Consider the following 25,506-nt stretch of genomic DNA (forward strand, 5'->3'; position numbering starts at 1 on the left):
AACGGCAGACACCCCGGAGGTCCCGTGTCCGATCCGCTCTCCTCGTTCCTCACCGCCCTCGATCTCGTCGACACGGGAGCCCGCACCAGCGAGGACATCTCCACCGGCCCGTCGCAGTGGATGCCCGAGGGCCGCGTCTTCGGCGGCCAGGTGCTGGCGCAGTCGCTGATCGCCGCGGGCCGCACCGTCGAGGAGCGCAGCGTGCACTCGATGCACGGCTACTTCCTCCGCCCGGGCGACGTCTCGCTGCCGATCACCTTCTCGGTCGACCGGATCCACGACGGCCGCTCCTTCGCCACCCGGCGGACGCAGGCCTACCAGAACGGGGCGCCGATCCTCTCGATGATCGCGTCGTTCCAGACCGAGGACGAGGGTCTGGACCACCAGACGCCGATGCCGGAGGGCGTGCCGGACCCCGAGTCGCTGCCGAGCACGGCCGAGGTGCTGAAGGGCGTCGACCACCCGGTCGGCAGCTTCTGGGCCACGCAGCGGCCGTTCGACGTCCGGCACGTGGAGCAGCCGGTCTACCTCCGAGCGGATCCGAACCGCACGGCGCACCAGTGCGTGTGGCTGCGCGCGCTCGGTCCACTGCCCGACGATCCGCTGCTGCACCGCGCCGCCCTCGCCTACGCGAGCGACTACACGATCCTCGAGTCGACCCTGCGCCGCCACGGCGCCGCCTGGGTCACCCCCGGGCTGCGCATCGCGAGCCTCGACCACGCGATGTGGTGGCACCGCCCCGCCCGCGTGGACGAGTGGCTGCTCTACGTGCAGGAGGCGCCGAGCGCCTCGGGCGGTCGCGGACTCTCGCTGGGCCGGATCTACTCGCGCGACGGCCGCCTGGTGGCGAGCGTCGCCCAGGAGGGCATGGTCCGCGTCCCGCTCGGCTGAGCGGCCCGGCTCGCGCCGGGGCCGCCCGCCGGACGGGACGGAGTCAGCTCCGCTTGGAGAAGGCGACGGGCTCCTCGACGTACGGGGCCCAGACCTCGCGGAGCTCCTCCGGGATGCGCTCGGGGCGGCCCGTGGCGGCGGTCACCATCACGAGCGTCGTGGCGGCCTTCGTGTAGAGCACGCGCGGCTCGACGCCGGCGGGCGAGTACAGCTCGTAGCAGACCTCGAGGCTCGCGCCGCCGATCCGCCCGATCCACAGCTCGATGTCGAGCGGGGCGCGCATGTACGGGATCGGCGCGAGGTACTCGATCTCCTGCCGCGCGATCAGGCTGATGGTGCGCGCGCCCGGCCGGGCGTCGAGCACCGCTGTCGCCATTCCGCCCGGCTCCGGGGAGTCGGGGCGCCAGAACGCCTGGATGCGCGCTTCCTCGAGCAGGCGCAGCATCTCGGCGTTGTTGACGTGCGCGTAGGCGTCGAAGTCCGACCAGCGCAGCGGGATGGCGACGTGCAGGCGCATCAGTCGCGGGTGAGCTTGCGGTACGCGGAGCGGTGCGGCTTCGCCGCGTCCGGGCCGAGGCGCTCGATCTTGTTCTGCTCGTACGACTCGAAGTTGCCCTCGAACCAGTACCAGTTGGCCGGGTCCTCCTCGGTGCCCTCGTAGGAGAGGATGTGCGTCGCGATCCGGTCGAGGAACCAGCGATCGTGGGTGATCACCACGGCGCAGCCGGGGAACTCGAGCAGCGCGTTCTCGAGGCTGCCGAGCGTCTCGATGTCCAGGTCGTTGGTGGGCTCGTCGAGCAGGAGCAGGTTGCCGCCCTGCTTCAGCGTCAGCGCCAGGTTGAGGCGATTGCGCTCGCCACCGGAGAGGATGCCGGCCCGCTTCTGCTGGTCCGGGCCCTTGAAGCCGAACTGCGAGACGTAGGCCCGCGAGGGGATCTCGGTCTTGCCGACCTGGATGTAGTCGTGCCCGTCGGAGACGACCTCCCACAGGTTCTTGTTCGGGTCGATGCCGCCGCGGGTCTGGTCGACGTAGGAGATGTCGACCGTCTCGCCGATCCTCAGGTCGCCCGAGTCGAGCGGCTCGAAGCCGACGATGGTCTTGAAGAGCGTGGTCTTGCCGACGCCGTTCGGGCCGATGACGCCGACGATGCCGTTGCGCGGCAGGGTGAAGCTGAGGTCGTCGATCAGGACCCGGTCGCCGAAGGACTTGTGCAGCTTCTTCGCGTCGATGACCTGCGAGCCCAGGCGCGGGCCGACCGGGATGACGATCTCCTCGAAGTCGAGGACGCGCGTCTTCTCGGCCTCCGCCGCCATCTCCTCGTAGCGCGCCAGGCGCGACTTCGACTTGGTCTGGCGGCCCTTGGCGTTGCTCCGGACCCACTCGAGCTCGGTGGTCAGGCGCTTGGCGAGCTTGGCGTCCTTCTTGCCCTGCACCTCGAGGCGCGCGCTCTTCTTCTCGAGGTAGGTCGAGTAGTTGCCCTCGTAGGGGTAGAGGTGACCGCGGTCGACCTCGGCGATCCACTCCGCGACGTTGTCGAGGAAGTACCGGTCGTGGGTGACGGCGAGGACGGCGCCGGGGTACTTGGAGAGGAACTGCTCGAGCCAGAGCACGCTCTCGGCGTCCAGGTGGTTGGTGGGCTCGTCGAGCAGCAGGAGGTCGGGCTTCTGCAGCAGGAGCTTGGTCAGCGCCACCCGGCGCTTCTCACCACCGGAGAGGCTCGTGACGGGCGAGTCGCCCGGCGGAGTGCGCAGCGCGTCCATCGCCTGCTCGAGCTGCGAGTCGAGGTCCCAGGCGTCGGCGGCGTCGATGGCCTCCTGCAGGGTCCCCATCTCGGCGAGGAGGGTGTCGAAGTCGGCGTCGGGGTCGGCCATCGCCAGCGAGATCTCGTTGAAGCGGTCGATCTTGCCCTTGATCTCGCCGACGCCCTCCTGGACGTTCTCGAGCACCGTCTTCGTCTCGTCGAGCTCCGGCTCCTGCATCAGGATGCCGACGGTGTAGCCCGGGCTCAGCCGCGCCTCGCCGTTGCTGGGGGTGTCGAGCCCCGCCATGATCTTGAGGATCGTCGACTTGCCGGCGCCGTTCGGGCCGACCACGCCGATCTTCGCCCCGGGCAGGAACGACATGGTGACGTCGTCCAGGATCAGCTTGTCGCCGACCGCCTTGCGGGCGCGCACCATCGAGTAAATGTATTCAGCCACTTCAGTCCCTCAACCGCTCGTACGTTCTCGGAGCCCCGCTCTCCGCCGCGGGCGCCCTGTTCGTCGGGTGCCCCTCGGCCGGAATGTCGCCGGTGATCGACCACCGCACGCGGGAGCGCGGGCGGGAAGGTCGGAGGCCGGGCCGGTACCGAGGATACCGGCTGGACGCTCGTGGCGTTCGGCTCCGTGCTCAGGCTTCCGCCGGCGGCTCAGCCGTCGAGCGGGACGGTGCTGCCGATGAGGCAGGCGCCGGTCGCGATCGGCGCGGCGACGACGGCGCGGACCCCGTCCACCTTCGGCCCGTACTGCCCGATCAGGCAGGCGTCGCTCGCCTTCACCGAGACCTGGACGGAGTCGGCCTCGAGGCCGACCGAGGTCTCGTCGGCGGTGAGCTGCATCGACTCCTTCGCGAAGCCGGCGGCCACGAGGGCGTCGACGACGCTCCGGCCCGGGGTCCCGGGATCCGAGCCGGCGGCGGCGGTGACGATCTGCCGGAAGAAGGGGAGGTTCTCCTCCGCGGTGCCGCCGGGCACGAGCGCGACCGGGGCGGCCGACTCCTCGGCGGACGGAGCGGCGGAGGCCGACGGGCTCTCCACGGCGGGCGGCGCAGCGGGGGCCGTGCAGCCGGCGATCCCGGTGAGCAGCGCGAGTACCGCTCCCGCTTGCAGGCCGGCGCGGACGACGGTCCGTGTGCTCACTCGATTCCCTCCCGCGGCGGCCGGACGCACGCCGAACGCCGCGTCAGAACGGGGCGTCGGCCGAGTCTAACGAGGCCTCGGACGGCTCCGGCGCGGAGGCGCGCGCTGCGCCCCAGTCGCCGCAGGACGACCCGGAGGACGCGCCCTCGACGGCGGCCGGCGCCTCCGGGCTCCAGCCGCTCGCGCCGCTCGTGGCTGCCTCGGGTGCTGCCGCTTCGGGCGCTGCCGCCTCGGGCGCTGCCGCCTTCGCCCGCCCGACCGTCCGGGTGCAGCGCGTCGTGCCCCAGGCCAGGTCGTGGCCGAGGCCCTCGGCGATCACGCTGACGTCCGTCCCCGCCTTGCCACCCGACTCCCAGGAGCGGACGGAGAGGCGCCCGGTGACGAGGACGCGGTCGCCGCGCGCGAGCGACGCCAGGGCGTTGCCGGCCAGCCCGTTGAAGGCGTTCACGGTGTACCAGTTGGTCGAGCCGTCCACCCAGCGCTGGGTGGAGCGGTCGTAGCGCCGCTGGGCGGACGCCAGGCGGAAGGTCGTCATCGCGGTGCCGCTCGCCGTGTCGACGCTGCGCGGCTCGGTACCGATGACTCCGATGACGGTCAGGGTGTCGGTCATGCTGCTGTCCTCTCCTCGGTCGCCGCCACGGGCGACGCTCCTCGTGTCCCCGACGCGACTGCGACGGGGACGCCGCCCGGGCGGAGGGGGCTGGATCCACCCGGGCGACGCAGGGACAGTGTCGTGACGAAGGGCCCGCCTCCGTGGTGGAGGCGGGCCCTTCGGTGGAGACCCGGCGAGATCATCGCCTGGGGAGGAGAGCTAGGACGCGAGGATGTACTTCGAGTACGACTTGCGGATCTTGTTCACCTTGGGCAGCGCCACAGCGAGGCAGTAGCCCTGGCCGGGGTTCTTGGCGAAGAAGTCCTGGTGGTAGTCCTCGGCCTCGTGATAGACGCCCAGCGGCGCGATCTCGGTGACGATCGGGCCGTCCCACCACTCGGACGCGCGGTCGCGGGCAACCTCGAACAGCTCCTTCTCCTCGTCGGAGGAGTAGTACATCGCCGAGCGGTACTGGGTGCCGACGTCGTTGCCCTGGCGGTTGAGCTGCCGCGGGTCGTGCAGCGTGAAGAACACGTCGAGGATGACCTGCTCGGGGATGACCTCGGGGTCGAAGGTGACGGCGACGGCCTCCGCGTGCCCGGTGCGGCCTGTGCAGACCGACTCGTAGTCGGGGTTCGGGGTGGATCCGCCGGTGTAGCCGGAGACGACGTCGGTCACGCCGTCGAGGACGCGGTAGACGGCGTCCAGACACCAGAAGCATCCTCCGGCGAGTACGAATGTGCGCATTGCGTGTGACTCACTTCCTGTCGCATCGACGCAGCCGGGGTGCCGGGCGCGTCACTCGATCCAACACGCTCCGCGCGGTCGGCATTCCGCCGCGCTCACCCCCTGGAATAGAGTCGCCGGGTGAGCTACGACGCCGCCCCCGCCCGCTACGACGCCATGGACTACCGACGCGCAGGACGGAGCGGGCTGAAGCTGCCCGCCCTCTCGCTCGGGCTGTGGCACAACTTCGGTTCCGACCGCCCCCTCGACACCCAGCGCGCGATCCTGCGCCGGGCGTTCGACCTGGGGATCACCCACTTCGACCTCGCGAACAACTACGGCCCGCCCTACGGCGCCGCCGAGACCGCGTTCGGCCGCCTCTTCGCCGAGGACTTCCGCCCGTACCGCGACGAGATCGTCATCTCCTCGAAGGCCGGCTACGACATGTGGCCGGGTCCGTACGGCGACGGCGGCTCGCGCAAGTACCTCCTCTCCTCGCTGGATCAGAGCCTGAGCCGGCTCGGGCTCGACTACGTCGACGTCTTCTACTCGCACCGCCCCGACGCCGAGACGCCGATCGAGGAGACGATGGGCGCGCTGGTCTCGGCCGTCGAGCAGGGCAAGGCGCTCTACGTCGGCATCTCGAACTACAGCCCGGAGCAGACCCGCGCCGCCGAGGCCGCCCTGGCCGGCAGCGGCGTGCACCTCCTGCTGCACCAGCCGCGCTACTCCCTTTTCGACCGCCACATCGAGGACGGACTCTTCCCGGTCCTCGACGAGATCGGCACGGGCTGCATCGTCTTCTCGCCGCTCGCCCAGGGCCTGCTGACCGACCGGTACCTCGACGGCACGGTGCCCGCGGGCTCTCGCGCCGCGACGTCGCGCTTCCTCTCCTCCGATCGGATCGACGAGAAGTACCTCGAGCGCGCTCGCGGCCTCAACGCGATCGCCCAGGGCCGCGGCCAGACCCTCGCGCAGCTCGCGCTGAGCTGGGTGCTCCGGGTGCCGACGGTCACCAGCGCCATCATCGGCGCCTCGAGCGTCGCGCAGCTGGAGCAGAACGTCGCCGCCCTCGAGGCCGGGCCGCTGACCGAGGCGGAGACCACCGCGATCGAGGAGTTCGCGGTGCACGGGACGTCGCTGACCTGACGTCGCGGGCCGGCGGCGATGTCGGTGGTCGCTCGTAGTCTGCGAGAGCACTCGGCCGGTGGGTGCTCCCGCATTCGACGACCAGCAGGAGGAAGCAGTGTCCCTCACCACCCTTCACGCCACCCGCGTCCCGCCCACCCTCACCCGCGTGAACGCCCGCCTCTGGCGCGTGAGCACCGGCACCGGCTCGATCGTCGGCCACGTCGAGCTCGTCGAGGGACCCCAGGGCGAGAAGTACCGCGCCCGGCTCCTCCGGGCCGGGATGCCGTCCGGGCCCGAGATCGGCGAGTTCTGGAGCGTCGAGGACGCGATCGAGGTCTTCCGAGTGGCCTGAGCCTCGGCTCGGCGCGCCGATCCCCCGGGGGTCGGCGCGCCTGACCCGTGTGCCGCCGGAGCCCGGGCTAACGTTCGGCTCATGCAGTGGTGGAACGAATTCGTGACCTGGGTCCAGACCGCCGAGGGGCGCCAGTCGGTGTTCGTCGGCGCACTCGTGCTCCTCGCCGTGATCGTCGGGGTGATCGTGGCTGCGCTCGTCCTCCGCTCGGCGATCGCGCGCCTCATCCGGCAGCAGGAGCACGAGCGCAAGAACGCGGTCATCGCGACGCTCATCGACGCCGCCGTCGACGCCTCGGCGTGGAACGTGCTCAGCCCGTCGGAGCGCATCCTCAGCGACCGGGCCGCGGCGCAGGCCGAGACGCACCTCCGCCTCCTCCCCGTCAAGGGCTCGGGAGTGGCCGCCAACTGGGCCGCGCACGAGCTCGCGGACCTCAAGCACACCTCGTCGACCGGCGGCTACCAGACCCAGGCGAGCGTGGGCGAGTTCCGGGACCGCCTCGTGCTCTGGCGCGACAAGCCGGGCCGCGCCCGCAAGGCCTTCCTCGCCGACCTCGAGCGCTGGCGCTTCTCGGAGACCTCGCGTCCCGAGACTCCGAAGACCAGCGCCTCGACGGAGGGCTCGGGCGACCGCGCCCCGGAGCCCGCGCGCTCGACGCCCGCCCCCGCCGCCACCCCGGTGGTCGTCGGTGCCGGCCCGAGCGAGCCCACCACCGCCTTCGAGCGCCCGTCGACGCCGACGATCGTCCTGCCGCCCGCCTCAGACGGCACGCACAACGACGAAACGCGCCGACTTCTCGAGGATGTCGACCGCCTCGACGTCCCCTCGCGCGAGCGCACCGTCGAAGAGCTGCCGCCCGTCGAGCAGCCCGCCTCGAGCACCTCGGCGACCTCCGCCGAGGAGCCGGACGAGGCACCCGCCGAGCGCGATCAGAGCACCGTCACCGCCCGGCCGGCCGAGTAGCAGAGCCCCGGACGCAGAGAAGGCCCCGATCGCGGTTGCGATCGGGGCCTTCTCCGTGGTGCGGTTCGTACGCCTCAGACGTGCGCATCTCGAGCACGAGCGACTCGACCGACCAGCACAGCGAGAGGCGCCGCGATGATCGTCCACGCGACGGCGATTCCGCCGAGGATGGCGAGGAGCAACATGGTCGTACCTCCGTTTCTTACGTCGTTGTAATTCCGGTGCTCGCCCAGCCTAGGTGCCGCTCGAGGGCCGGAACGGCTGATGCAGCGAAACACGCCGGTGTTGCTCAGATATCTGCAGTGTGCTAGCGACGCCCTGCCCGCGAGCCCGCGTCCGGGGGACTCCGCGACACACGTCCGGGGGACGCGCGGAGGTTCGACCCGGGGCGCGTGTCGCCGACCGCCGGGGACTCTCCGTCGCCGGGCCCGCCGACACAGAAGTGCCCCCGGCAGGACTCGAACCTGCGACCGTCAGATTAGAAGGCTGCTGCTCTATCCGCTGAGCTACGGGGGCGTCTCGCCAGGGTACTACGGGGGCCTCCGCGGGGCGGCGTCGCCACGGCGCCGTCGGCCGGGCCGGGTCAGGCGCCCTGCACGAGTCCCAGCACCCCGACGATCAGGGAGACGACCGCCAGCAGCAGCGAGATCCCGATCAGGATCGTGTGCACGCGGAGGAACGTCGTCGCGCGGCCGGAGGCGTCGCGGGCGCGCGGGTCCTTCCGCACCCGGCGGAGGAACGGCGGCCAGACGACGGCGTTCCAGACGGCGTTGGCGATCAGCAGCACGCAGACGAGGATCATCACGGAGACCGAGTCTAGGAGGCGCTCCCCCGCCGCCACGGCCGTGTCGGTGGCCGCGGATAGACTTCGGCGCATGAGTAGCGCCCCCGACCGTCTTGTCTGGATCGACTGCGAGATGACGGGACTCGACCTCGCTGTCGACGAGCTCGTCGAGATCGCCGTGATCGTCACCGACTTCGATCTCGAACCCCTCGACGAGGGGCTGTCGATCGTGATCCGTCCCGATGCGTCGGCGCTGGAGAACATGGGCGACTTCGTCCGGAACATGCACGAGACCTCGGGGCTCCTGAAGGAGATCCCGAACGGCGTGAGCGTCGCCGAGGCGGAGTACGAGGTCCTCGAGTACGTGCTCAAGCACGTCCCCGCCGAGCAGCAGGCGCCGCTCGCCGGCAACTCCATCGGCACCGACCGAGCGTTCCTGGTCAAGTTCATGCCGCGTCTCGACGCGCATCTGCACTACCGCAACGTCGACGTCTCGACCGTGAAGGAGCTGGCCCGCCGCTGGTTCCCGCGCATCTATTTCAACGCCCCGGCCAAGCACGGCGGCCACCGCGCCCTCGCCGACATCCTCGAGAGCATCCGCGAGCTGCGCTTCTACCGCCGGGCCGTCTTCGTCCCCGAGCCGGGCCCCACCTCCGCCGAGGTGCAGGCGGTCTCGGCCGCCGTCGTGGACGAGTTCGCCTCGCGGATGTAGTACTCTCGTACAGTTGCTTCGCGGGTCAGCCCCGCGGAACACCGTCCTGGTGGGTATAGCTCAGTTGGCAGAGCGCCTGGTTGTGGTCTAGGAGGTCGCGGGTTCGAGCCCCGTTACTCACCCCAGTGGTAGTGATATTCAGTTCGGAAGGCCCGGAGTCGACGACTCCGGGCCTTCCGTCTTTCCGGCGCCGGAGACCGACCGCTGCTCCATCCGTTCGACGACGAGAGGACAGGCGATGCTCACCCTCGACGAGGCCGAGTTCGAGACGCTGGTCGTCGCCGAGCTCGACGCCCTCCCGGACGACATGGTCGACGGGCTCGAGAACGTCGTCTTCGTCGTCGAGGACCGCCCCGAGGACGGCTCGCTCGACCTCCTCGGCCTCTACGACGGCGTCGCGCTGACCGAGCGCGAGCGCTACGGCTTCGGCGAGATGCCCGACCGGATCATCCTCTACCGCGAGCCGCACCTCGCCGCCTGCGAGACGCTCGACGAGCTGCGCGACGAGATCCACGTCACCCTCGTCCACGAGATCGCGCACTTCTACGGGATCGACGACGACCGGCTGCACGAGCTCGGCTGGGCCTGACGCCTCAGCCTTGCCGACCGCTCGCGGGGTCGCTCGAGTCCAGCACCAGGTCGGCGCCCTCGCGCGGCCGCTCCCGCTTGCAGTAGCGCTGGAACTGCTGGTCCCAGGAGTCCCAGTGCGGCTCGAAGAGCGCGCCGTCGCGGGCGAGCGCGCGCTGCTTCCGCTGGGCCTCGTCCGCCTCGATCCACACGGTGAGGTCGGCGAAGCGCCGGCTCCGCTCCCCCGCGGCACCGCAGCCCTCCACCAGGAGGAGCGGTGCCCGGACGACGCGCGGTCCGGCGGTCGTCCCGCTCGCCCAGTTCCACGCCTGCCAGCGGGCGCCGAGCCCGAGCGCGTGCGGCCGGACGATCCGGTCCGCCGCGATCACGACGGAGCGGTCCAGGCCGGACCAGCCCGGGTAGACGTCGTCCATCCGCACGAGAGCTGCGTCGGACGCGCGGTCGATCCGCCGCAGCTCCACCAGCAGCGCCAGCGCGAAGGTCGACTTCCCTGAGCCGCTCGGTCCGTCGAGCAGCACCGTGCGCGCCCGGCGAGCGACGAGGGCGGCGGCGAGCGTTCGCGCGGTCGCCCCGGTGAGGTGCCGCTGGTCAGCCATTCAGCACGAAGCTCCAGGTCCCGCTGAGCACGGCCGCGGTGACCGCGATCGCCGCGATCGCCGCGCCGCCCAGCACCAGCAGCACGTCGAACGCGCCCAGGCGCGACTCCCGCGCCCAGGTCCGCGGGGTGTCCGCGCCGAAGCCCTTCGCCTCCATCGCCGTGGCCAGCCGGCTGCCGCGCCGGATCGCCAGCACCAGCAGTGAGAAGCTGCGGGCGCCGAGACTCTTCAGCGCGGCGACCGGCCCGCGGCCGTCGGCCATGCCGCGGGCGCGACGGGCCATCGCGAGAGTGCGCCAGTCGTCGGTGAGCAGGCCGACGAGCCGCATCCCGGCGAGACCGCCGAGGACGAACCGCGCCGGGAGCCGGAGGATCTGGGCGAGGCCGTCGGCGAGATCGGTCGGGTCGGTCGTCGAGATCAGCACCACGCTGGGCAGGCCGATGGCGAGCACGCGCAGGGCGATCGCGCCGCCGAGGGCGACGGAGCCCTCCGTCACGGACACGAACAGGAACTGCCCGAGCACCGCGCCGCTGTCCCGTCCGTAGAGCACCGTCGTGACGCCCGCGAGCGGCGCCGCGATCCAGACCGGAGCGGTGCGGCGCACCAGATCGCCCGGGCGCAGACCGACGAAGGGCAGCACGAGCAGCTCGAGCGCGAGCGCGGTCGCCGCGGACACGACGTCGACCGTCAGGATCAGGACGACGGCGATGACGAGGCTCGCGACGAGCTTCGCGACCGGGTTGGCACGGGCGATGCGGCCGCGGGCCGGGATCGCGTCGAGGAGCGTCATCCGGTCACCACCGTCGGCTCGCCGAGGCGCACCACGGCGTCCGCGAGGGCCGACACCAGGTGCTCGTCGTGGGTGACGGCGAGCACGGCGCGGCCGTCCGCGCGCAGCTCGGCCAGCAGGTCGACGACCACGTCCCAGGTCCGCCGGTCCTGCCCGAAGGTCGGCTCGTCGAGCACGACGACGGCGGGACGCCGGACCAGGGCCGAGGCGACGGTGAGCCGCCGCTTCTCGCCGCCGGAGAGGGTGAAGGGGTTCGCGTCGGCGAGGTGGGCGAGGCCGAGGCGCTCGAGCAGCTCGTCGGCGCGGCGCCGCTCCGTCTCGTCGCGGACTCCGAGGTGCAGCTCCTGGCGCACCCGCGCCGTGAGGAACTGGTGCTCGGGCTCCTGGAAGACCATGGCGACCCGGTCCGCGAGCTGTCGCGAGCTCCAGCGGTGCGGGTGCGGCGAGGCTCCGTCGCGCACCTCGGGAGAGGCGACGACCTCGCCCCCGGCCGGAGGGAGCAGGCCGGCCAGCGTCAGGGCGAGCGTCGACTTGCCGGCGCCGTTCGGGCCGAGGACTGCGGTCACCCGACCGGCAGCGATCGTGATGTCGAGGCCGGCGGCGATCAGGGGCGGCGTGCGGCGGCCGAAGACCGGCCGGGCGAGATCGAGTGCCGCGGCGGTGAGAGCGGTCGGAGCCGATCCGGTCGCCTCGTCGCGCCGCTCGGGGTGCTCGCCCGGGAGCCAGACGCCCGCTGCGACGAGGACGCCCCGGGCGCGGTCGATCACCGGACGCGGCTCGCCGTCGGCGACGACCGTGCCGTCGGCGCCGAGCACGACGATCCGGTCGACGAGGTCGATCCAGACGTCGACGCGGTGCTCGACGACGATCAAAGTGGTGCCGGTGCGCGCCGTGGTCCGCTCGACCGCGGCGCGCACCTCCTCGACGCCGCGGGGGTCGAGGTTTGCGGTCGGCTCGTCGAGCAGCAGCAGCCGGGGCTGCATCGCGAGCACGCCGGCGAGGGCGAGCCGCTGCTTCTGCCCGCCCGAGAGCGCCGAGGTCGACCGGTCGAGCGCGACGTCGAGACCGACGTCGTCGAGGGCGCGCCGCACCCGGGCCGGGATCTCCGCGCGCGGGACGCCGAGGTTCTCGCAGGCGAAGCCGACGTCGTCGCCGACGCGCGCGAGCACCGCCTGGGTGTCGGGGTCCTGGAGCACGAGACCGGCCACACCGCGGCGCTCGCCCGGCGCGCCGCCGTCGATGCTCAGCTCGCCCTCGTCCGCGCCGTCCTCCTCGCCGCCGAGCACCCCGGCCAGCGCGTGCAGCAGCGTGCTCTTGCCCGCACCGGACGGACCGAGGAGCAGGACGCGCTCCCCCGGCCGCACGTCGAGGTCGAGCCCCGTGACGGCCGCGCTCGATCGGCCCGCGTGCCGCCAGCTCCAGCCGCGGGCCCGGATCGACGCGCCGCTCATCGAGCGCCCGCGCCCGCCCCCTCGACCACGCGGCCCTCCCGGCCGGAGACGAAGCGGTCCAGCGCTCCGGAGGCGGCGAGGCCGCGCACCGCGAACCAGGGCAGGAGCCCGGCCAGCACGGCGCCCGACACGAGCGAGGACACGACGTAGACCATGCGGAACAGGTCGTCGACGGCCGGGTAGTAGACCAGCAGGTCGTTGACGGCGAGGGCCAGGCCCGCGCCGGCGCCGGCCAGCATCGCGACGAGCGGACGGCCGCTGCGGTAGAGGAACAGGGCGAGGACGATCTCGGCGCCGAGACCCTGGACGAGGCCGGACAGCAGGACGGCGAAGCCCCACTGCGTGCCGATCAGGGCCGAGACGACCGCGGCGAGCAGCTCAGTGTAGAGCGCCGCGCCGGGCTTGCGGATGATCAGGCCACCGAGCACGCCGGCGAAGAGCCAGCCGCCGCCGAGGAGGCCGCCGAGACCGGGGAGGAACTCGAAGGCGACGCCGAGGACGTTGGTCGCGAGGCCCCAGGCCCAGAAGACGATGCCCGCGGCGACGGCGACGACGCTCGCCACGACGATGTCGACGACGCGCCAGCGGAGGTCGCGGGGGCGGCCGGCGGAGGAGGCCTTCGTGGGACCGGAGGTGGTCTGCGTTGCTGCGTTGTTCTGCACTGTCGTGCCCTCTCGTGGAAGCGAAACGGGGCACGGGTGAAAGAAGAGGAGATCGAAACGTTCCTTCGCTGGCATGACCCAGATCAGGTTCGACGGTCGAAGGCTGCTGCCTTCCTCTCAGCCCGGTGCACCGGACTCCCGTGTTCGTCAGCAATCATAGACAGCATGTCGTGGTCGGTGGTGCTCGTTCTCGCCGCGGTCCTCGTGGTGCTCCTGCAGGTGCTGCTCTGGCGGCGCCGGTCCCGGATCCGCCGCGAGCTGCTCAGCTACGGCACGCGGGTGCCCGGGCGAGTGGTCGCCCACGACGCGAGCCGTGGCGATGCCTCGGCCGCCCGGGACCTGGGGCGGCTGCTGGTCGCCTACCGCCTCGTCGACGGCGAGGAGCGGCACGCGGTCAAGACTCCGTGGAAGCGCGGTGACGCCTGGATGGCGGGCGAGCCGGTCGCGGTGATCTACGACCCGCGCCGGCCGAACGACTCGGAGCGGCTCCTCGTCGGCTTCGGCCGGACGAAGAAGACCTGGTTCACGGCGCGGCCCCAGCGCTGAGGCCGCGCGTCGGCTCCGCTACTTCTTGAGGGCGCGGATGATCCGCGCGAGCGCCTTGCCGGACACCCAGACCAGCGGGACGCCGACGGCGAGGACCGAGACGATGTTCGGCTGGAAGCGCAGGCCCAGGTCGTCCTTGATGTAGGCGCCGATCGGGACCACGGCACCGCCGCCGCCTCCTCCGCCGCCCTCCTGGCCGTCCTCGGAGCCGCTGCCGCCGCCGAAGCCGAACCAGCGGAGCGAGACGGGGACGAGCGAGACGCCGTCGACCTCGATCGGGTCTCCGTAGCTCGTCGCGGCACCCGCGGAGGTCACTTTGTCGGCCAGGGAGACAGCGATGTTGGGCATGGCCCGACGCTACTCCGCGGGTCGAACGGGCGACAAGCGGCGCACCGGCGCGCACAGGACTCCCCCACCTCGTCCCCGAGGTCTGCTGCGATGATCGACGGATGCCCTCCCGCCCGCGCCGCCGTCGACCAGGACGTGCCGCGTCCGTCGCGGTCGCGAGCCTGCTGCTGGCGGCGTTCCTCGCCTTCCACCGCGGGCTGTGGGAGGCGGCGGGCTGGCTGTCGGTCGTCGAGACGGCGATCCCGTGGTCGGGGCTCGCGGTCCTGCTCCTGGTGTCGGCCGCGATCGCTCTGCGCTCACGCGGTGCCGGAGCGGCGGTCACCGTGCTGGTGATGGTCTACGGGGTGCTCGTGCTGCCGGTGGCGCTGCCCGCGCCCGCCGTCCGCTCGGGCTCGTTCACCGTCATCAGTCAGAACCTCGGCACCCGGGACGACGCCGGCGCCCTCGCCGCCGAGCTGGCGAGCCGCGGGCCGGACGTGCTCGCCTTCCAGGAGCTCGACGGCGACGCGCGCGAAACGGTCGACGCCGAACTCTCGGACGAGTACCCGCACTCCTACGTGGTCGGCACCGTCGGGCTGTGGAGCCGCACCGAGCTCTCGAACGGCGAGCCGCTCGACCTCGGCCTGGACTGGAACCGCGCCCTCGCCGTCGACGTCGACACGCCGCTCGGGGCGACGCGCCTCTTCGTGGTGCACCTCGCCTCGTTCCGCCTCGGCGATCACGCCGAGCGGGACACGATGCTGGGCGGCCTCGCCACGACCCTCGCGGACGACGCGTCCGACCGCCGGCTCGTCGTCGGCGACTTCAACACCGCGACGGACGACCACCTGCTGGCGCCCGTGCTCGACGAGGCCCGCCTGGTGCGGACCTCCGGCATCGGCTTCCCGGCGACCTGGCCGGCGCTGCTCCCGCTCGTCTCCCTCGACCACGCGCTGGCCGACGGCGTGCCCGCCGCGACCCTCGAGGTCCTGCCGCGGAACGGCTCGGACCACCGGCCGATCAGTCTGACGATCGGTTCCGCGTAGCCAGGGTGTCGCTGATGTCGATGCCCTTCGCCGATTCCGGAGCGGAGCGCGAGAGCAGCGAGGCCGGCCGGACCGCGCCGGTGCCGAAGCGCGCCGAGACGCCGTCGACCGCGAGCTCGGCGTCGCGCCAGTCGTCGGAGTCGCTCCAGAGCGAGAACGCGACGTCGTCGCCCTCGACGAGCTGCTCGCCGCGCACGCCGATCAGGCGGACCGGCCGCCGCATCGGGTTCGCCGCATCGAGGAGCGCCGACGACGCGTCGTAGAGCACACGGGCCACGTCCGTGGCCTCGGGCAGGGTGCGCGAGCGGGTGAGCGTGCTGAAGTCGCCGAAGCGGACCTTGACCGCGACGGTGCGACAGCGCACCCCGGAGCGGCGCATCCGCACGGCGACCTTGTCGCAGAGGCGCAGCAGCTCGCGGCGGACCAGCTCGGGGTCGGCGACGTCGTCGGCGAAGGTGATCTCGTGGCCGGCGCTCTTCTCGATCTGCCGGGTGTCGACGGGGCGCGGATCCACTCCGTTGGACAGCGCGTGCAGGCGGCGGCCGGTGGCCTCGCCGAGCGCCGAGACCAGGGAGGCGAGCGGCGTGGTCGCCACGTCGGCGACGGTGCGCAGGCCGCGCCGCACCAGGGCCTCCTCCGTGCTCGCGCCGACGCCCCAGAGGGCGCTCACCGGGAGCGGATCGAGGAAGGCCTGGACGCCGTCGGAGGGCACGACGAGCAGGCCGTCGGGCTTGGAGCGGCCGGAGGCGAGCTTCGCCACGAACTTGGTGCTGGCGATGCCGACCGAGCAGGTGAGCCCGAGCTCGGCGTGCACGCGCCGGCGGATCTCGGTGCCGATCGCCCAGGGCGACCCGGAGATCCGCCGCGCACCGGCGACGTCGAGGAACGCCTCGTCGATGCTGAGCCGCTCGACGAGCGGGGTGAAGGAGTCGAAGATCGCCATCACCCGGCGAGACGCCTCGCGGTAGCGGTCCATGTGCGGCTCGAGGATGATCGCGTGCGGGCAGCGGCGCAGCGCGACGGCCATCGGCATCGCCGAGTTGATGCCGTACTTGCGTGCCTCGTAGGTGGCGGCGGTGACGACGGAGCGCGAGCCGATGTGCCCGACGACGACCGGCTTGCCGCGCAGCTCCGGGTGCTCGAGCAGCTCGACCGAGGCGAAGAACGCGTCCATGTCGACGTGCAGGATGCTCGCGCGCGGGTCGTCGAAGGGCTCGGTGGTGACCTGCCGCCCCGTGCCGTCCTGCTTGCTCACGTTCCGCCCTGCTCGAGTCGTGCGCCCCGCCCCGTGACGGTGTGCTTTCCGAGGATCATGGTCGCACGCACCACCGACACCGGTCGCAGCGGCGACCCCGGTGGGAATGGCGACGCCGCTCCCGCGGTTGACCCGAGCACCCGCGACGACTCCACCCGCGACGACTCCATCGGAGAAGACATGACGCACGAGCCCGACTCCCCGCACTCCGACCTGAGCCTCTGGCTCGACCTGCAGGCCCGCGCACACGCCGCGTTCGAGGTCCGCCTCGACGCCGTCGTCGACTGGACGGCGCCGACCCCCGACACCGAGTGGGACACCCGCGCGCTCGTGCTGCACGTGGTCCGCGAGCAGCAGCGGGCGCACACGCTGCTCTCCGGCGGCGACGAGTCGCCGATCCGCCTCGAGCCCGTCGCCGCGGACCTCCGCAGCGAGTGGACCCGGGTCACGACGCTGCTGCGCGCGGTGTCCCGCGAGATCGACCCGCAAGCGGAGATGCGTCTCGGCCGCGACACGGTCAGCGCCCTCGAGCTGCTCCAGGAGCAGGTCGCCGACATCACCGTGCACACCTGGGACCTGGCCCGGGCCACCGGCGCCGAGGAGGCGATGGAGGAGGAGCTCGTCGCCGCGGTCTGGGAGCTCTTCGCCCCGCAGGAGGAGACGCTCCGGGCGAGCGGGCTGTTCGCCGCCCCCGTGCCCATCGACACCTCGGCGCCGCTGCAGAGCCGGCTGCTGGCCGTCACCGGGCGCGACGACCGCCTCGCCGCCTGAGCCTCGCGGCCTGAGACGGAGCAGCTGAGCCGCAGCACCGGAGACGGTGCAGCTGAGAACGGCCCCAGGCTGCCGACGGCAGGATGGGGAGGTCCGCGCCCGCCGCGCGGACGGGAACCGGGGCGCATCCGCCCCGTCGAAGAGAGGACAGTCCATGACACGCGTCGCCGTCATCGGAGCACACGGCAAGGTCGGCCAGCAGATCCTCCATCTGCTCTACGACGCCGGACACGAGGCGGTCGGAGTCGTCCGCAACCCCGAGCACTCGGAGGACATCGTCCGCCTCGGCGGCGAGCCGCTGGTCCACGACCTCGAGCACTCCACCGTGGAGGACTTCGCCGGGCGGCTGGAGGGCGTCGACGCCCTCGTCTTCACCGCCGGCGCCGGCCCGGACTCGGGCCCCGAGCGCAAGCGCACCGTCGACCTCGGCGCCTCCGTCCTCAGCCAGGAGGCCGCCGCGATCGCCGGCGTCCGCCGCTTCGTGCAGATCAGCGCGATCGGCGTGGACGCCCCGCTCGCGGACGACACCGAGGAGGGCTGGCGCGCCTACGTCGAGGCCAAGCGCGACGCCGACACGGCGCTGCGCGGCACCGACCTCGACTGGACGATCCTCCGCCCGGGCGGTCTCACCAACGACGAGGGCACCGGCCGGATCGAGCTGGGCGAGAGCGTCGAGAAGGGCAGCATCCCGCGCGAGGACGTCGCCGCGACCGTGATCGCGGTGCTGGCCGATCCCTCCTCGATCGGGAGGACCTGGGAGATCGTCTCGGGCGACGTCGCCATCGAGGACGCGGTCGCGAAGGGCGCCTGAGCCCGGGCCCTCCCCCGGCGCCGCTCGATCGGCCGCCGCCGACCCTGCGCCTAGAGTGGGGCGGGTGAGCACTCACCCGCCCCGCCCCTGGATCCGCAGCTACGCAGACGGAGTGCCGGAGGAGCTGGAGCTCCCGACCGGCTCGCTCGTCGACATCGTCGCTGAGTCGGCGCGGGTCTACCCGCACCAGGTGGCCCTCGAGTTCTTCGGCCGGTCGACCAGCTACGCGCAGCTCGCCGACGAGGTGGAGCGCGCCGCGGAGGGACTGCGGAAGCTCGGCGTCCGCGCCGGGGATCCCGTCGCCCTGATCCTGCCGAACTGCCCGCAGCACGTGGTCGCCTTCTACGCGGTGCTGCGTCTCGGCGCGGTCGTCGTCGAGCACAATCCGCTCTACACGCCGCGCGAGCTGCGGCACCAGTTCGAGGACCACGGCGCGCGCGTCGCGATCGCCTGGGACCGCGTGGTGCCGCTCGTCCAGGAGCTGCCCGACGACCTCGGCGTCGAGACCATCGTCTCCGTCGACCTGACCCGCGCCATGCCCGCGCCGATGCGCGCGGCGCTCCGCCTGCCGATCCGCAAGGCCCGCGAGTCGCGCGCCGCCCTGACCGGGAGGGTCCGCGGCGCGATCGAGTGGGACTCGCTGCTGCGCCGCCGGCTCGACCCGGCGCACCCGCGGCCGACGGCGGAGGACCTCGCGGTCATCCAGTACACGAGCGGGACGACCGGGGCCCCGAAGGGTGCCGAGCTGACGCACCTGAATCTGACGGCGAACGCCGCGCAGTCGCGCGCGTGGGTGCCCACGGTGCGCCGCGGCGACTGCGTGGTCTACGCGGTCCTGCCGATGTTCCACGCCTACGGGCTGACCCTGTGCCTGACCTTCGCGATGAGCATGGGCGCGCGCCTGGTGCTGTTCCCGAAGTTCGACCCGGACCTCGTCCTCAAGGTCGTCCGCAAGCACCCGGCGACGTTCCTGCCGGCCGTGCCGCCGATCGCGGAGCGACTCGCGCTCCGTGCGAAGGAGAAGGGCGTCTCGCTTCAGGGCATCGAGATCGCGATCTCGGGCGCGATGCCGCTCGATCCCGATCTGGTCGAGTCGTTCGAGGCGCTGACCGGCGGCACGCTCGTCGAGGGCTACGGGCTGTCCGAGACCTCGCCCGTGCTGATGGCGAATCCGGTCAGCACCGCGCGCCGGGCCGGGACCGTCGGACTGCCGCTGCCGGGGACGGACGTGCGGATCGTCGATCCGGAGGACCCGGAGACCGAGGTCGCGGCCGGCGGGCAGGGCGAGCTGGTCGTGCGCGGCCCGCAGGTGTTCCGCGGCTACCACCGCAAGCCCGACGAGACCGCGGCCGTCTTCACTGGGGAGGGCTGGTTCCGCACCGGGGACATCGCCACGATCGACGAGGACGGCTTCGTCACCATCGTCGACCGGATCAAGGAGCTGATCATCACCGGCGGTTTCAACGTCTCGCCGTCCGAGGTCGAGGAGGTGCTCCGCCGGCTCCCCGCCGTGCGCGACGTCGCCGTGGTCGGGCTGCCGGACGCCCGCAGCGGCGAGCAGGTCGCTGCCGCGGTCGTCCTCGAGCCGGGCGCCCACCTCGATCAGGAGGAGGCGCGCCGCACCGTGCGCGAGGCGCTCACGCCCTACAAGGTGCCCAAGCGGATCGTCGTCGTCGACGAGCTGCCGCGGAGCATGATCGGGAAGGTGCTGCGCCGCGAGGTGAAGGCGCTGCTGCTCGACGAGTCCTGAGGCCGGCCGGTCTCGCGCCGGGCCTCAGGACTCCCGAGGGTCAGAAGTCGAAGCCTCCGCCGAAGTCGCCGCCTCCGAAGTCGCCTCCGCCGTAGTCGCCTCCGCCACCGAAATCGCCTCCGCCGTAGTCGCCCCCGCCGACGTCACCGCCGGCGTCGCCGGCACCGGCGTCGCCGCCGTCCGCTCCCGCGTCTCCACTGTCGCCGCCGTCGGCCTGCACCGATTCGCCGACCCCGTCGGGGATGAACGCGTCGGCGATGGCGGAGCCGATCACGAAGCCGGCGATCGTGCCGAGCATCGACGAGGCGAGCACGCCGCCGAAGCCCATCCCGCCGGCGCCGCCGCCGGAGAAGCGCCGCTCCATGAAGCCGGGCTGGCGGAGCTCGCTGCGGGTCGCCGACTGGGCGAGCGACTGAGCGTCGTCGGCGCGCGGGGCGTCGCCCGCGGGCGCGCCCTCGCTGAGCTCGCGGAAGACCTGCTGGCGCTGCTCCGGCGTGAGCTGCTCGAACGCCTCGCGGTGCACTTGCTCGATCGCCTCGGGCGGGGCGGTGCGGAGGAGGTAGCGGTAGCGCTCGATCGCGATCTCGTCCTTGCTGCGCGCGGACTGCGCGGGCGGAGTGCCGTAGGCGGGAGCGTCGGCACGGCGCTCAGCGGCCGCGGGGGCGGGGTAGCCGGCGGCGGAGCCGCGGTCCTCGGGTCGCTCTTCGCGGCCCAGCAGTCGGTCCAGGAATCCCATGATCTCCTCCTCGGCGCGGCGGGGGGCACGCGCACAGCGCAACGCTATGCCTCCCTCCGCGGCGATCGCTGAGGGTTCACTCAGAGCGAGCCCAGCGCGGAGGATCGCTGGCGAGCGCGGGTCTCGATACGCCCCTAGGGGGGCTACTCGACCAGCATGAGGAGGCAAGGCACGCGCCATCGCCCCCTCAGACGGATTCCCCTGTCTCCATGCTGATCGAGTAGCCCGCGCAGCGGGCGTATCGAGATCCACCACCGTCAGGACGGGGGTCTGCAGACTCGCCGTGCTGACGACGGCGGGTCTCGATACGCCCCTGCGGGGCTACTCGACCAGCAAAACGCGCGCTCGGCGTCAGCACCCATGCTGATCGAGTAGCCCGCGAAGCGGGCGTATCGAGATCCACCCGCGTCGGAACAGGAGTCTGCAGACTCGCCGTGCTGACGACGGCGGGTCTCGATACGCCCCTGCGGGGCTACTCGACCAGCATGAGGGCGCGGTTCGCGGCACGCGAGTCCTCCACGGGGAGCGCGGCTCGCGGTTCGCGAGTCCTCGTCGTCGGGGAAGGCGGACTCCTGAGGGCGCGGCTCGCGGCACGCGAGTCCTCCACTGCGAAAGCGGCTCGCGGCACGCGAGACCTCGTCGGACGGTCAGGCGGACTCGCGGAGGACGAGCTGGTGGCGGACGGTGCGGTGCACCGAGGGGCCGCCCTTGGGGAGTTCGCCGGCGATCATGGCGACGGCGAGGTCGAGGGCGTGCCGGGCGAGCTCGTCGAGGTCGACGGCGAGGGTCGTCAGCGTCGGTGCGAGCAGCCGCCCGATCGACAGGCCGTCGATACCGACCACCCGGACGTCGCCGGGGACGTCGACCCCCGCGCGCCGGCAGGCGGAGAGCACGCCGAGCGCGCAGAGGTCGTTGAACGCGACGATCGCGTCCGCGACGCGCGGCCGGGCGACGATCCGCTCGGTCGCCTCCGCTGCGGCCTGGGCGGTCGGGCCGTCGGCGCGGACGACCGAGGGCTCGAGACCGTGCGCGGCGAACGCGCGAAGCAGCAGCTCGGCCCGCCTGCTCGGCCGCGCGTCCCCCGAGACGTCCACGATCACCGGACGCCGCACCCTCGCTCCGGCGAGGTGCTCGGCCAGCGCCTCGACCGCGTCGGAGTGGTCGAGCACGACCGCGGCCCGCAGCGGATCGCCGGTGGGATCGAGCTCGACCACGGGGACGGAGCCGAGGCGCTCGATCCACTCGGCCGCCCGATCACCGAAGGTGCCGATCACCGCATCGGTCTGCGCGCCGAGCGCCTGGATCATCCGGTCGGAGTCGGCGGCGAGGCCGACGTCCGCGAGCGAGACGTTCCAGCCCCGCGCCGCGGCGACCCGGACGACGGCGGAGGCGAGCTCCGGCGACCACGGGTTCCGGAGGTCGTCGACGACGAGCCCGAGCTGGTGCTCGCCACCCGTCACCAGCCCGCGGCCGAAGCGCGACGGCCGGTAGGACAGCTGCTCCGCCGCGTCGAGGACCCGCTGCTTCGTCTCCTCGCTGATGCCCGGCATGCCGTTCATCGCCCGGGTGACGGTCTGGCGGGAGACCCCGGCGGCCGCGGCGACGTCATGGATCGTCGCGCGGCCGCCGGACTCGGCACCGCTCAGGCGCGGAGGTCGAGCCACGCCGTCTGCTCCGGAGTCAGCTCGATCGACAGTCCGCGCATCGACGAGCGCAGCTCGGTGATCGTGCGCGGTCCGAAGAGCGGGAAGGTCGGGAACGGCTGCGCGAGCACGTAGGCCAGCGCGATCGCGGTCGCTCCGACGCCGTGCTCGGCCGCCAGCTGCTCGGCCCGCCGGAGGCGCTCGAAGTTGTCCGGCCCGTAGTAGCAGCGCACCAGCTCGGCGTCGCTGGTGTCCTCGGGCCGCGCGCGGCCGGTGAAGAAGCCGCGGGCCTGGGAGGACCACGGCAGCAGCGGGATCTGCCGCTCGACCAGCCACTCCTTCGAGGCCCGGTCGGTGACGTGCACGCAGCCGTCCCACGGCACGTCGTAGGCCTCGGCCAGGCCGAAGTGGTTGCTCAGCGCCTGGAAGCCGGCCCGGCCGTTCGCCCGTGCGTACTCCTGGGCCTCGTCGAAGCGCGCCGGCGTCCAGTTCGAGACTCCGTAGGCGCGGATCCGCCCGGCGCGCTGGTGCTCGTCCATCACGTCGACGAACTCCCCCACCGGCACCTCGAGGTTGTCGCGGTGCATCAGGTAGATGTCGGCGTAGTCGGTGCCCTGGCGCTCGAGGCTCTCGAGCAGCTGCCGGGTGAGCGACTCCGGGTCGCAGTACGGGGTGTGCGCGCCCTTCGTGATCACGACGACGTCCTCGCGGATGCCGCGGTTCTGGATCCACTGGCCGAGGCGGCCCTCGAGCACGCCGCCGCCGTAGATGTAGCCGGTGTCGAAGGCGGTGCCGCCCTGCTCCACGAAGGCGTCGAAGATCGCCGAGGCGTGCGCGAGGTCGGGCTGGTTGTCGACGCCCATCACGAGGCGCGACATCCGCTTGCCGACGCCGGGGATCTCACCGGAGAGCATCGGGGCGTTCGCGGCCACGCGCAGCGGACGGCCGGAGACGGTCTGGATGTCGGCGGTCTCGGCCTCGAACGGGAAGCGCAGGCCGATCGCGGCGCGCCAGCGGTCGAGCGTGCGCGCGGTCGCGAGCGTCTCGTCGAGCGTCATCTGCGCGGCCTCGACCTGCCCGGCGGCGAGGGCGTCGGTCGTCGCGTCGGCTTCGAGCGCATAGGGGCTCTCCCCCTCGAAGGCGACGATGCGGGGCTCCTCGCCCACGACGCTGATCTCGATGCCCGTCTCCGCCGCGCCGAACCACGGGTCGGCCACGTGCAGACGGCCGCGGGTGCCGTGGATGGTCAGGGCGTTCACGTCGTCGAGCGCCACTCCGGTGCGGAGGGTCGCGGTGATGCCGCCGCGGTAGGTCGCGCGGGCGACGCTCCACTCGTCGACGCCGGTCGGGCCGAGGCTGCCCTGCGCGTCGAACTCGACGGGCTCGGCGACGGCGACGCCGGTCGCCGCCTGGACGACGGCCGCCGCTGCGGTGACCGTGTAGCCGCCGACGTCGAGGATGCCGCCGCCGGCCGTCTCGACGTCGTAGAGCCGGCCCTCGCGGGCGCCGGTGCGGAAGGAGAAGGAGGCGTCGATGTGCACGACGTCGCCGATCACGCCGTCGCGGACGAGGTCGAGCAGTGCGGCCGTCTGCGGGTGGAAGCGGTACATGTACGCCTCGACGAGCGGCAGACCCGCACTGCGGGCGGCGTCGACCAGGGCCATCGCCGTGCCGTGGTTAACGGCGAGCGGCTTCTCGCAGAGGACGGCCTTGCCGGCCTCGAGCGCTTGGAGGACGAGGGCGGCGTGGCCGGTGTGCACCGTGGAGATGTAGACACTGGTGACCCGCGGGTCGGCGAGGACGGCGGCGTAGTCGCCGGCGATCGCGTCCGGGAAGCCGTGCTCGACGGCCTCGGCGGCGAAGGCGGCGGCGCGCCCCTGGTCGGAGCTGCCCGCTGCGACGAGTCGAGCCCCGCGGCTGCTCGCCGGGAGCTGGGAGAGGAACCGGCGCGCGATGCTGCCGGGGCCGAGCACGGCCCAGCCGGGTGCGGCGGCGGTGGTCGCGGCTGTGGTGGTCGAGGTGGAGTCGGTCATGCGTGGCCCTTTCGCGGCGTCGTCGACGTGAACGTTCACGCACGACGCTAGAACGGCGAGAGGGGCCGCGTCAAGCCTGGCGCGCAACGACCGCGTGAACGTTCACCACGCGAAGGGAGACACTCCCCCGCCGCCGCTCCCGAGGGACGCGGACGGGCGGAGGAGCGCCGGGATCACTTCTGCTTCGGGACGACCACCCACATCACGAGGTACGCGATGATCTGCGGCCCGGGGAGCAGGCAGGAGAGCACGAAGAGCAGCCGGACCAGGAAGGGGCTCCAGCCGAAGCGGTTTGCGAGGCCGGCGCAGACGCCGGCGATGATCTTGCCCCGACGGGGGCGCACGAGAGTAGCCATGACTCCACTCTGGCGCAGCGGTGCTGAGTGGAGCATCAGGGGAACCCCCCGAACCGGCCTAGGGTGCGCCGTCCGGCCGCTCCGAGGCGATCCGCCGCGAGAAGCCGGCGGCGACGGCCGCGTCCTCCTCCGGCCAGACGAGCCGGAAGCGCTCGAAGACGACCGTGCCGACACCGCCCGGCGACTCGCGCTCGAAGTAGCGGCGGTGCCCGGCGAGCCAGGACTCCCGCGAGCGGTCCTTCTCGCCCTCGTCCCAGGCGAAGGCGTCGTCGACGCTGTCGAGCGCGCCGAGGCGGACCTCGACGGTCTGCAGCAGGACGCGAGCGACGCCGGCGCCGTCGCAGACGATCCAGTGGTCGCCCGCCTCCGGTACGGGCTCGTCGCCGACCAGCGAGGCCGTCGCGGTCTTGACGCCCCGCCGCACCAGGGCGAGCAGCTCGTCGGCGAGCTCGACCGAGTCGCCGAAGGACTCGACGAGCGGCAGCTCCTCGGGCACGGCCGGGTGCTGAGCCCGGTACGCGGCCCAGAGTGCGGCAGCGGACTGCTCATCCGGCTCGGGCAGCGGAGTGCGCTCCGGCGCGTCGGGCAGCAGCGGGAGCAGGTTCGCGCCCGCCAGGGCGGCCGGCTCCTCGGGGTGGTTGTCGGGGGTCTCGACCCGCTCGAACGGCCAGCGCAGCAGCAGCCAGCGCCGCGCGTAGGCGTCGAACTCCTCCTCGAGGCGCGAGCCGGCGAGGCCCGGGATCACCCACCAGGACGCCTCCGCGCCGTCCTCACCGGTGGGGCGGACGCTCAGTGCACCGAGCACCTCCGTCCAGTCCGCTCCGACGAGGAGGTAGGCGAAGAGCGTCCGCTCGCGTGCCGCGGCCTCGAGCAGCCGCAGTGCGCGCAGGTCGTCACCCGGCGACGCGGACGGCAGTCCGCTCGGGTCGCCCTCGGGCAGCAGTGCGGCGAGCCAGCCGCGGTGCTGCCCGATCGCCGGGTGCAGCAGATCCGCGTCGCTCGTCACGAGCGGGCGGAGGAACGCGCCGCCCGGCAGGTCGAGCCGCGCGGGAACGGCGGCGTCGCCGGGCAGTGCGCTCACGCCGCCGTCCGTTCCC

28 protein-coding genes, 2 tRNA genes and 1 riboswitch are annotated in these 25,506 nt (G+C 72.8%); of the genes, 12 read left to right on the forward strand and 18 right to left on the reverse strand.

Features of this window, described 5'->3' with window-relative positions; translation table 11 throughout:
- Nucleotides 1-24: 24 nt before the first annotated feature.
- On the forward strand, nt 25-891 hold the full coding sequence (locus HQQ86_RS00630) for an acyl-CoA thioesterase II (RefSeq protein ID WP_173285613.1): 867 nt from the start codon (nt 25-27) through the stop codon (nt 889-891).
- Nucleotides 892-934: 43 nt separating this feature from the next.
- Here the strand turns inward: HQQ86_RS00630 and HQQ86_RS00635 are convergent, their stop codons facing one another.
- The 5 genes from HQQ86_RS00635 to msrA form a co-directional block, all read right to left on the reverse strand.
- On the reverse strand, nt 935-1,408 hold the full coding sequence (locus tag HQQ86_RS00635) for a thioesterase family protein (protein WP_173285614.1): 474 nt from the start codon (nt 1,406-1,408) through the stop codon (nt 935-937).
- Complete coding sequence (ettA, locus tag HQQ86_RS00640) at nt 1,408-3,090, reverse strand: energy-dependent translational throttle protein EttA (RefSeq protein ID WP_173285616.1); 1,683 nt, start codon at nt 3,088-3,090, stop codon at nt 1,408-1,410. The genes HQQ86_RS00635 and ettA overlap by 1 nt, the downstream gene beginning before the upstream one ends.
- 209 nt (nt 3,091-3,299) lie before the next feature.
- Entirely contained in the window at nt 3,300-3,788 is a 489-nt protein-coding gene (locus HQQ86_RS00645) for a hypothetical protein (RefSeq protein WP_173285618.1), read from the reverse strand.
- Nucleotides 3,789-3,831: 43 nt separating this feature from the next.
- Nucleotides 3,832-4,398, reverse strand: coding sequence for a single-stranded DNA-binding protein (locus HQQ86_RS00650; RefSeq protein ID WP_173285620.1), 567 nt, complete (start codon nt 4,396-4,398; stop codon nt 3,832-3,834).
- Between the two features lie 201 nt (nt 4,399-4,599).
- Entirely contained in the window at nt 4,600-5,127 is a 528-nt protein-coding gene (gene msrA / locus HQQ86_RS00655) for a peptide-methionine (S)-S-oxide reductase MsrA (RefSeq protein ID WP_173285622.1), read from the reverse strand.
- A gap of 120 nt (nt 5,128-5,247) precedes the next feature.
- On the opposite strand from msrA, the gene HQQ86_RS00660 reads away from it, so the two are divergent.
- The 3 genes from HQQ86_RS00660 to HQQ86_RS00670 all read left to right on the forward strand — a co-directional run bounded on the left by HQQ86_RS00660 (nt 5,248) and on the right by HQQ86_RS00670 (nt 7,552).
- Nucleotides 5,248-6,255, forward strand: a complete 1,008-nt coding sequence (locus HQQ86_RS00660; RefSeq protein ID WP_173285624.1) for an aldo/keto reductase — start codon at nt 5,248-5,250, stop codon at nt 6,253-6,255.
- Between the two features lie 97 nt (nt 6,256-6,352).
- Entirely contained in the window at nt 6,353-6,589 is a 237-nt protein-coding gene (locus tag HQQ86_RS00665) for a hypothetical protein (protein ID WP_173285626.1), read from the forward strand.
- Nucleotides 6,590-6,691: 102 nt separating this feature from the next.
- Entirely contained in the window at nt 6,692-7,552 is an 861-nt protein-coding gene (locus tag HQQ86_RS00670; protein ID WP_173285628.1) for a hypothetical protein, read from the forward strand.
- Nucleotides 7,553-7,995: 443 nt separating this feature from the next.
- On the opposite strand, the gene HQQ86_RS00675 is transcribed toward HQQ86_RS00670, so the two are convergent.
- Together HQQ86_RS00675 and HQQ86_RS00680 are read right to left on the reverse strand one after the other, a co-directional pair.
- A tRNA-Arg gene (locus HQQ86_RS00675) sits at nt 7,996-8,068 on the reverse strand.
- A gap of 67 nt (nt 8,069-8,135) precedes the next feature.
- Nucleotides 8,136-8,354 carry an SCO4848 family membrane protein gene (locus HQQ86_RS00680; RefSeq protein ID WP_173287440.1) on the reverse strand — a complete coding sequence of 73 codons (219 nt, stop codon included), beginning with the start codon at nt 8,352-8,354 and terminating at the stop codon, nt 8,136-8,138.
- A 73-nt stretch (nt 8,355-8,427) separates the two neighbouring features.
- Here HQQ86_RS00680 and orn point away from each other — a divergent pair, with 73 nt between their 5' ends.
- The 3 genes from orn to HQQ86_RS00695 all read left to right on the forward strand — a co-directional run bounded on the left by orn (nt 8,428) and on the right by HQQ86_RS00695 (nt 9,637).
- Nucleotides 8,428-9,048, forward strand: coding sequence for an oligoribonuclease (gene orn, locus HQQ86_RS00685; protein WP_173250130.1), 621 nt, complete (start codon nt 8,428-8,430; stop codon nt 9,046-9,048).
- Between the two features lie 49 nt (nt 9,049-9,097).
- Nucleotides 9,098-9,173 (forward strand) — tRNA-His (locus tag HQQ86_RS00690).
- A 113-nt stretch (nt 9,174-9,286) separates the two neighbouring features.
- On the forward strand, nt 9,287-9,637 hold the full coding sequence (locus HQQ86_RS00695; protein WP_123445773.1) for a metallopeptidase family protein: 351 nt from the start codon (nt 9,287-9,289) through the stop codon (nt 9,635-9,637).
- 4 nt (nt 9,638-9,641) lie between these two features.
- On the opposite strand, the gene HQQ86_RS00700 is transcribed toward HQQ86_RS00695, so the two are convergent.
- The 4 genes from HQQ86_RS00700 to HQQ86_RS00715 are packed head-to-tail and all read right to left on the reverse strand — an operon-like array spanning nt 9,642 to nt 13,135.
- Nucleotides 9,642-10,232 carry an ATP-binding protein gene (locus HQQ86_RS00700; protein ID WP_173285630.1) on the reverse strand — a complete coding sequence of 197 codons (591 nt, stop codon included), beginning with the start codon at nt 10,230-10,232 and terminating at the stop codon, nt 9,642-9,644.
- Nucleotides 10,225-11,022, reverse strand: a complete 798-nt coding sequence (locus HQQ86_RS00705; protein ID WP_173285632.1) for an energy-coupling factor transporter transmembrane protein EcfT — start codon at nt 11,020-11,022, stop codon at nt 10,225-10,227. The genes HQQ86_RS00700 and HQQ86_RS00705 overlap by 8 nt, the downstream gene beginning before the upstream one ends.
- Nucleotides 11,019-12,473, reverse strand: coding sequence for an ABC transporter ATP-binding protein (locus HQQ86_RS00710; protein WP_173285634.1), 1,455 nt, complete (start codon nt 12,471-12,473; stop codon nt 11,019-11,021). Before HQQ86_RS00710 ends, HQQ86_RS00705 begins: the two co-directional genes overlap by 4 nt.
- On the reverse strand, nt 12,470-13,135 hold the full coding sequence (locus tag HQQ86_RS00715; RefSeq protein ID WP_367948498.1) for an ECF transporter S component: 666 nt from the start codon (nt 13,133-13,135) through the stop codon (nt 12,470-12,472). The genes HQQ86_RS00710 and HQQ86_RS00715 overlap by 4 nt, the downstream gene beginning before the upstream one ends.
- A gap of 43 nt (nt 13,136-13,178) precedes the next feature.
- A riboswitch (TPP riboswitch) is annotated at nt 13,179-13,286 on the reverse strand.
- Between the two features lie 14 nt (nt 13,287-13,300).
- On the opposite strand from HQQ86_RS00715, the gene HQQ86_RS00720 reads away from it, so the two are divergent.
- Nucleotides 13,301-13,681 carry a DUF3592 domain-containing protein gene (locus HQQ86_RS00720; protein WP_173285638.1) on the forward strand — a complete coding sequence of 127 codons (381 nt, stop codon included), beginning with the start codon at nt 13,301-13,303 and terminating at the stop codon, nt 13,679-13,681.
- Between the two features lie 18 nt (nt 13,682-13,699).
- Here HQQ86_RS00720 and HQQ86_RS00725 read toward each other — a convergent pair whose 3' ends face one another.
- The gene (locus tag HQQ86_RS00725) at nt 13,700-14,029 is read right to left on the reverse strand and encodes a hypothetical protein (protein WP_123445768.1); all 330 of its coding nucleotides are present in this window, start codon (nt 14,027-14,029) and stop codon (nt 13,700-13,702) included.
- Nucleotides 14,030-14,130: 101 nt separating this feature from the next.
- On the opposite strand from HQQ86_RS00725, the gene HQQ86_RS00730 reads away from it, so the two are divergent.
- Nucleotides 14,131-15,054, forward strand: coding sequence for an endonuclease/exonuclease/phosphatase family protein (locus HQQ86_RS00730; RefSeq protein WP_173285640.1), 924 nt, complete (start codon nt 14,131-14,133; stop codon nt 15,052-15,054).
- On the opposite strand, the gene dinB is transcribed toward HQQ86_RS00730, so the two are convergent.
- On the reverse strand, nt 15,029-16,309 hold the full coding sequence (dinB, locus tag HQQ86_RS00735) for a DNA polymerase IV (protein WP_173285642.1): 1,281 nt from the start codon (nt 16,307-16,309) through the stop codon (nt 15,029-15,031). The genes HQQ86_RS00730 and dinB overlap by 26 nt on opposite strands.
- Before the next feature lie 57 nt (nt 16,310-16,366).
- Here dinB and HQQ86_RS00740 point away from each other — a divergent pair, with 57 nt between their 5' ends.
- From HQQ86_RS00740 to HQQ86_RS00750, 3 genes are all read left to right on the forward strand, one after another.
- Nucleotides 16,367-17,080, forward strand: coding sequence for a TIGR03086 family metal-binding protein (locus HQQ86_RS00740; protein ID WP_254071767.1), 714 nt, complete (start codon nt 16,367-16,369; stop codon nt 17,078-17,080).
- Between the two features lie 154 nt (nt 17,081-17,234).
- Nucleotides 17,235-17,891, forward strand: coding sequence for an SDR family oxidoreductase (locus tag HQQ86_RS00745; RefSeq protein WP_173285644.1), 657 nt, complete (start codon nt 17,235-17,237; stop codon nt 17,889-17,891).
- Between the two features lie 64 nt (nt 17,892-17,955).
- The gene (locus tag HQQ86_RS00750) at nt 17,956-19,641 is read left to right on the forward strand and encodes a long-chain-fatty-acid--CoA ligase (RefSeq protein WP_173285646.1); all 1,686 of its coding nucleotides are present in this window, start codon (nt 17,956-17,958) and stop codon (nt 19,639-19,641) included.
- A 40-nt stretch (nt 19,642-19,681) separates the two neighbouring features.
- Here the strand turns inward: HQQ86_RS00750 and HQQ86_RS00755 are convergent, their stop codons facing one another.
- The 5 genes from HQQ86_RS00755 to HQQ86_RS21055 form a co-directional block, all read right to left on the reverse strand.
- Nucleotides 19,682-20,377, reverse strand: coding sequence for a hypothetical protein (locus tag HQQ86_RS00755; RefSeq protein WP_173285649.1), 696 nt, complete (start codon nt 20,375-20,377; stop codon nt 19,682-19,684).
- 647 nt (nt 20,378-21,024) lie between these two features.
- On the reverse strand, nt 21,025-22,041 hold the full coding sequence (locus HQQ86_RS00760; RefSeq protein ID WP_173285651.1) for a LacI family DNA-binding transcriptional regulator: 1,017 nt from the start codon (nt 22,039-22,041) through the stop codon (nt 21,025-21,027).
- Nucleotides 22,020-24,053, reverse strand: coding sequence for an aldo/keto reductase (locus tag HQQ86_RS00765; RefSeq protein ID WP_173285653.1), 2,034 nt, complete (start codon nt 24,051-24,053; stop codon nt 22,020-22,022). The genes HQQ86_RS00760 and HQQ86_RS00765 overlap by 22 nt, the downstream gene beginning before the upstream one ends.
- A 173-nt stretch (nt 24,054-24,226) precedes the next feature.
- Complete coding sequence (locus HQQ86_RS00770) at nt 24,227-24,409, reverse strand: PspC domain-containing protein (RefSeq protein ID WP_123445760.1); 183 nt, start codon at nt 24,407-24,409, stop codon at nt 24,227-24,229.
- A gap of 58 nt (nt 24,410-24,467) precedes the next feature.
- Entirely contained in the window at nt 24,468-25,490 is a 1,023-nt protein-coding gene (locus HQQ86_RS21055) for an ASCH domain-containing protein (protein WP_367948499.1), read from the reverse strand.
- Between the last annotated feature and the right edge of the window lie 16 nt (nt 25,491-25,506).

Source organism: Rathayibacter sp. VKM Ac-2857 (assembly GCF_013205025.1).
Lineage (GTDB): Bacteria > Actinomycetota > Actinomycetes > Actinomycetales > Microbacteriaceae > Rathayibacter.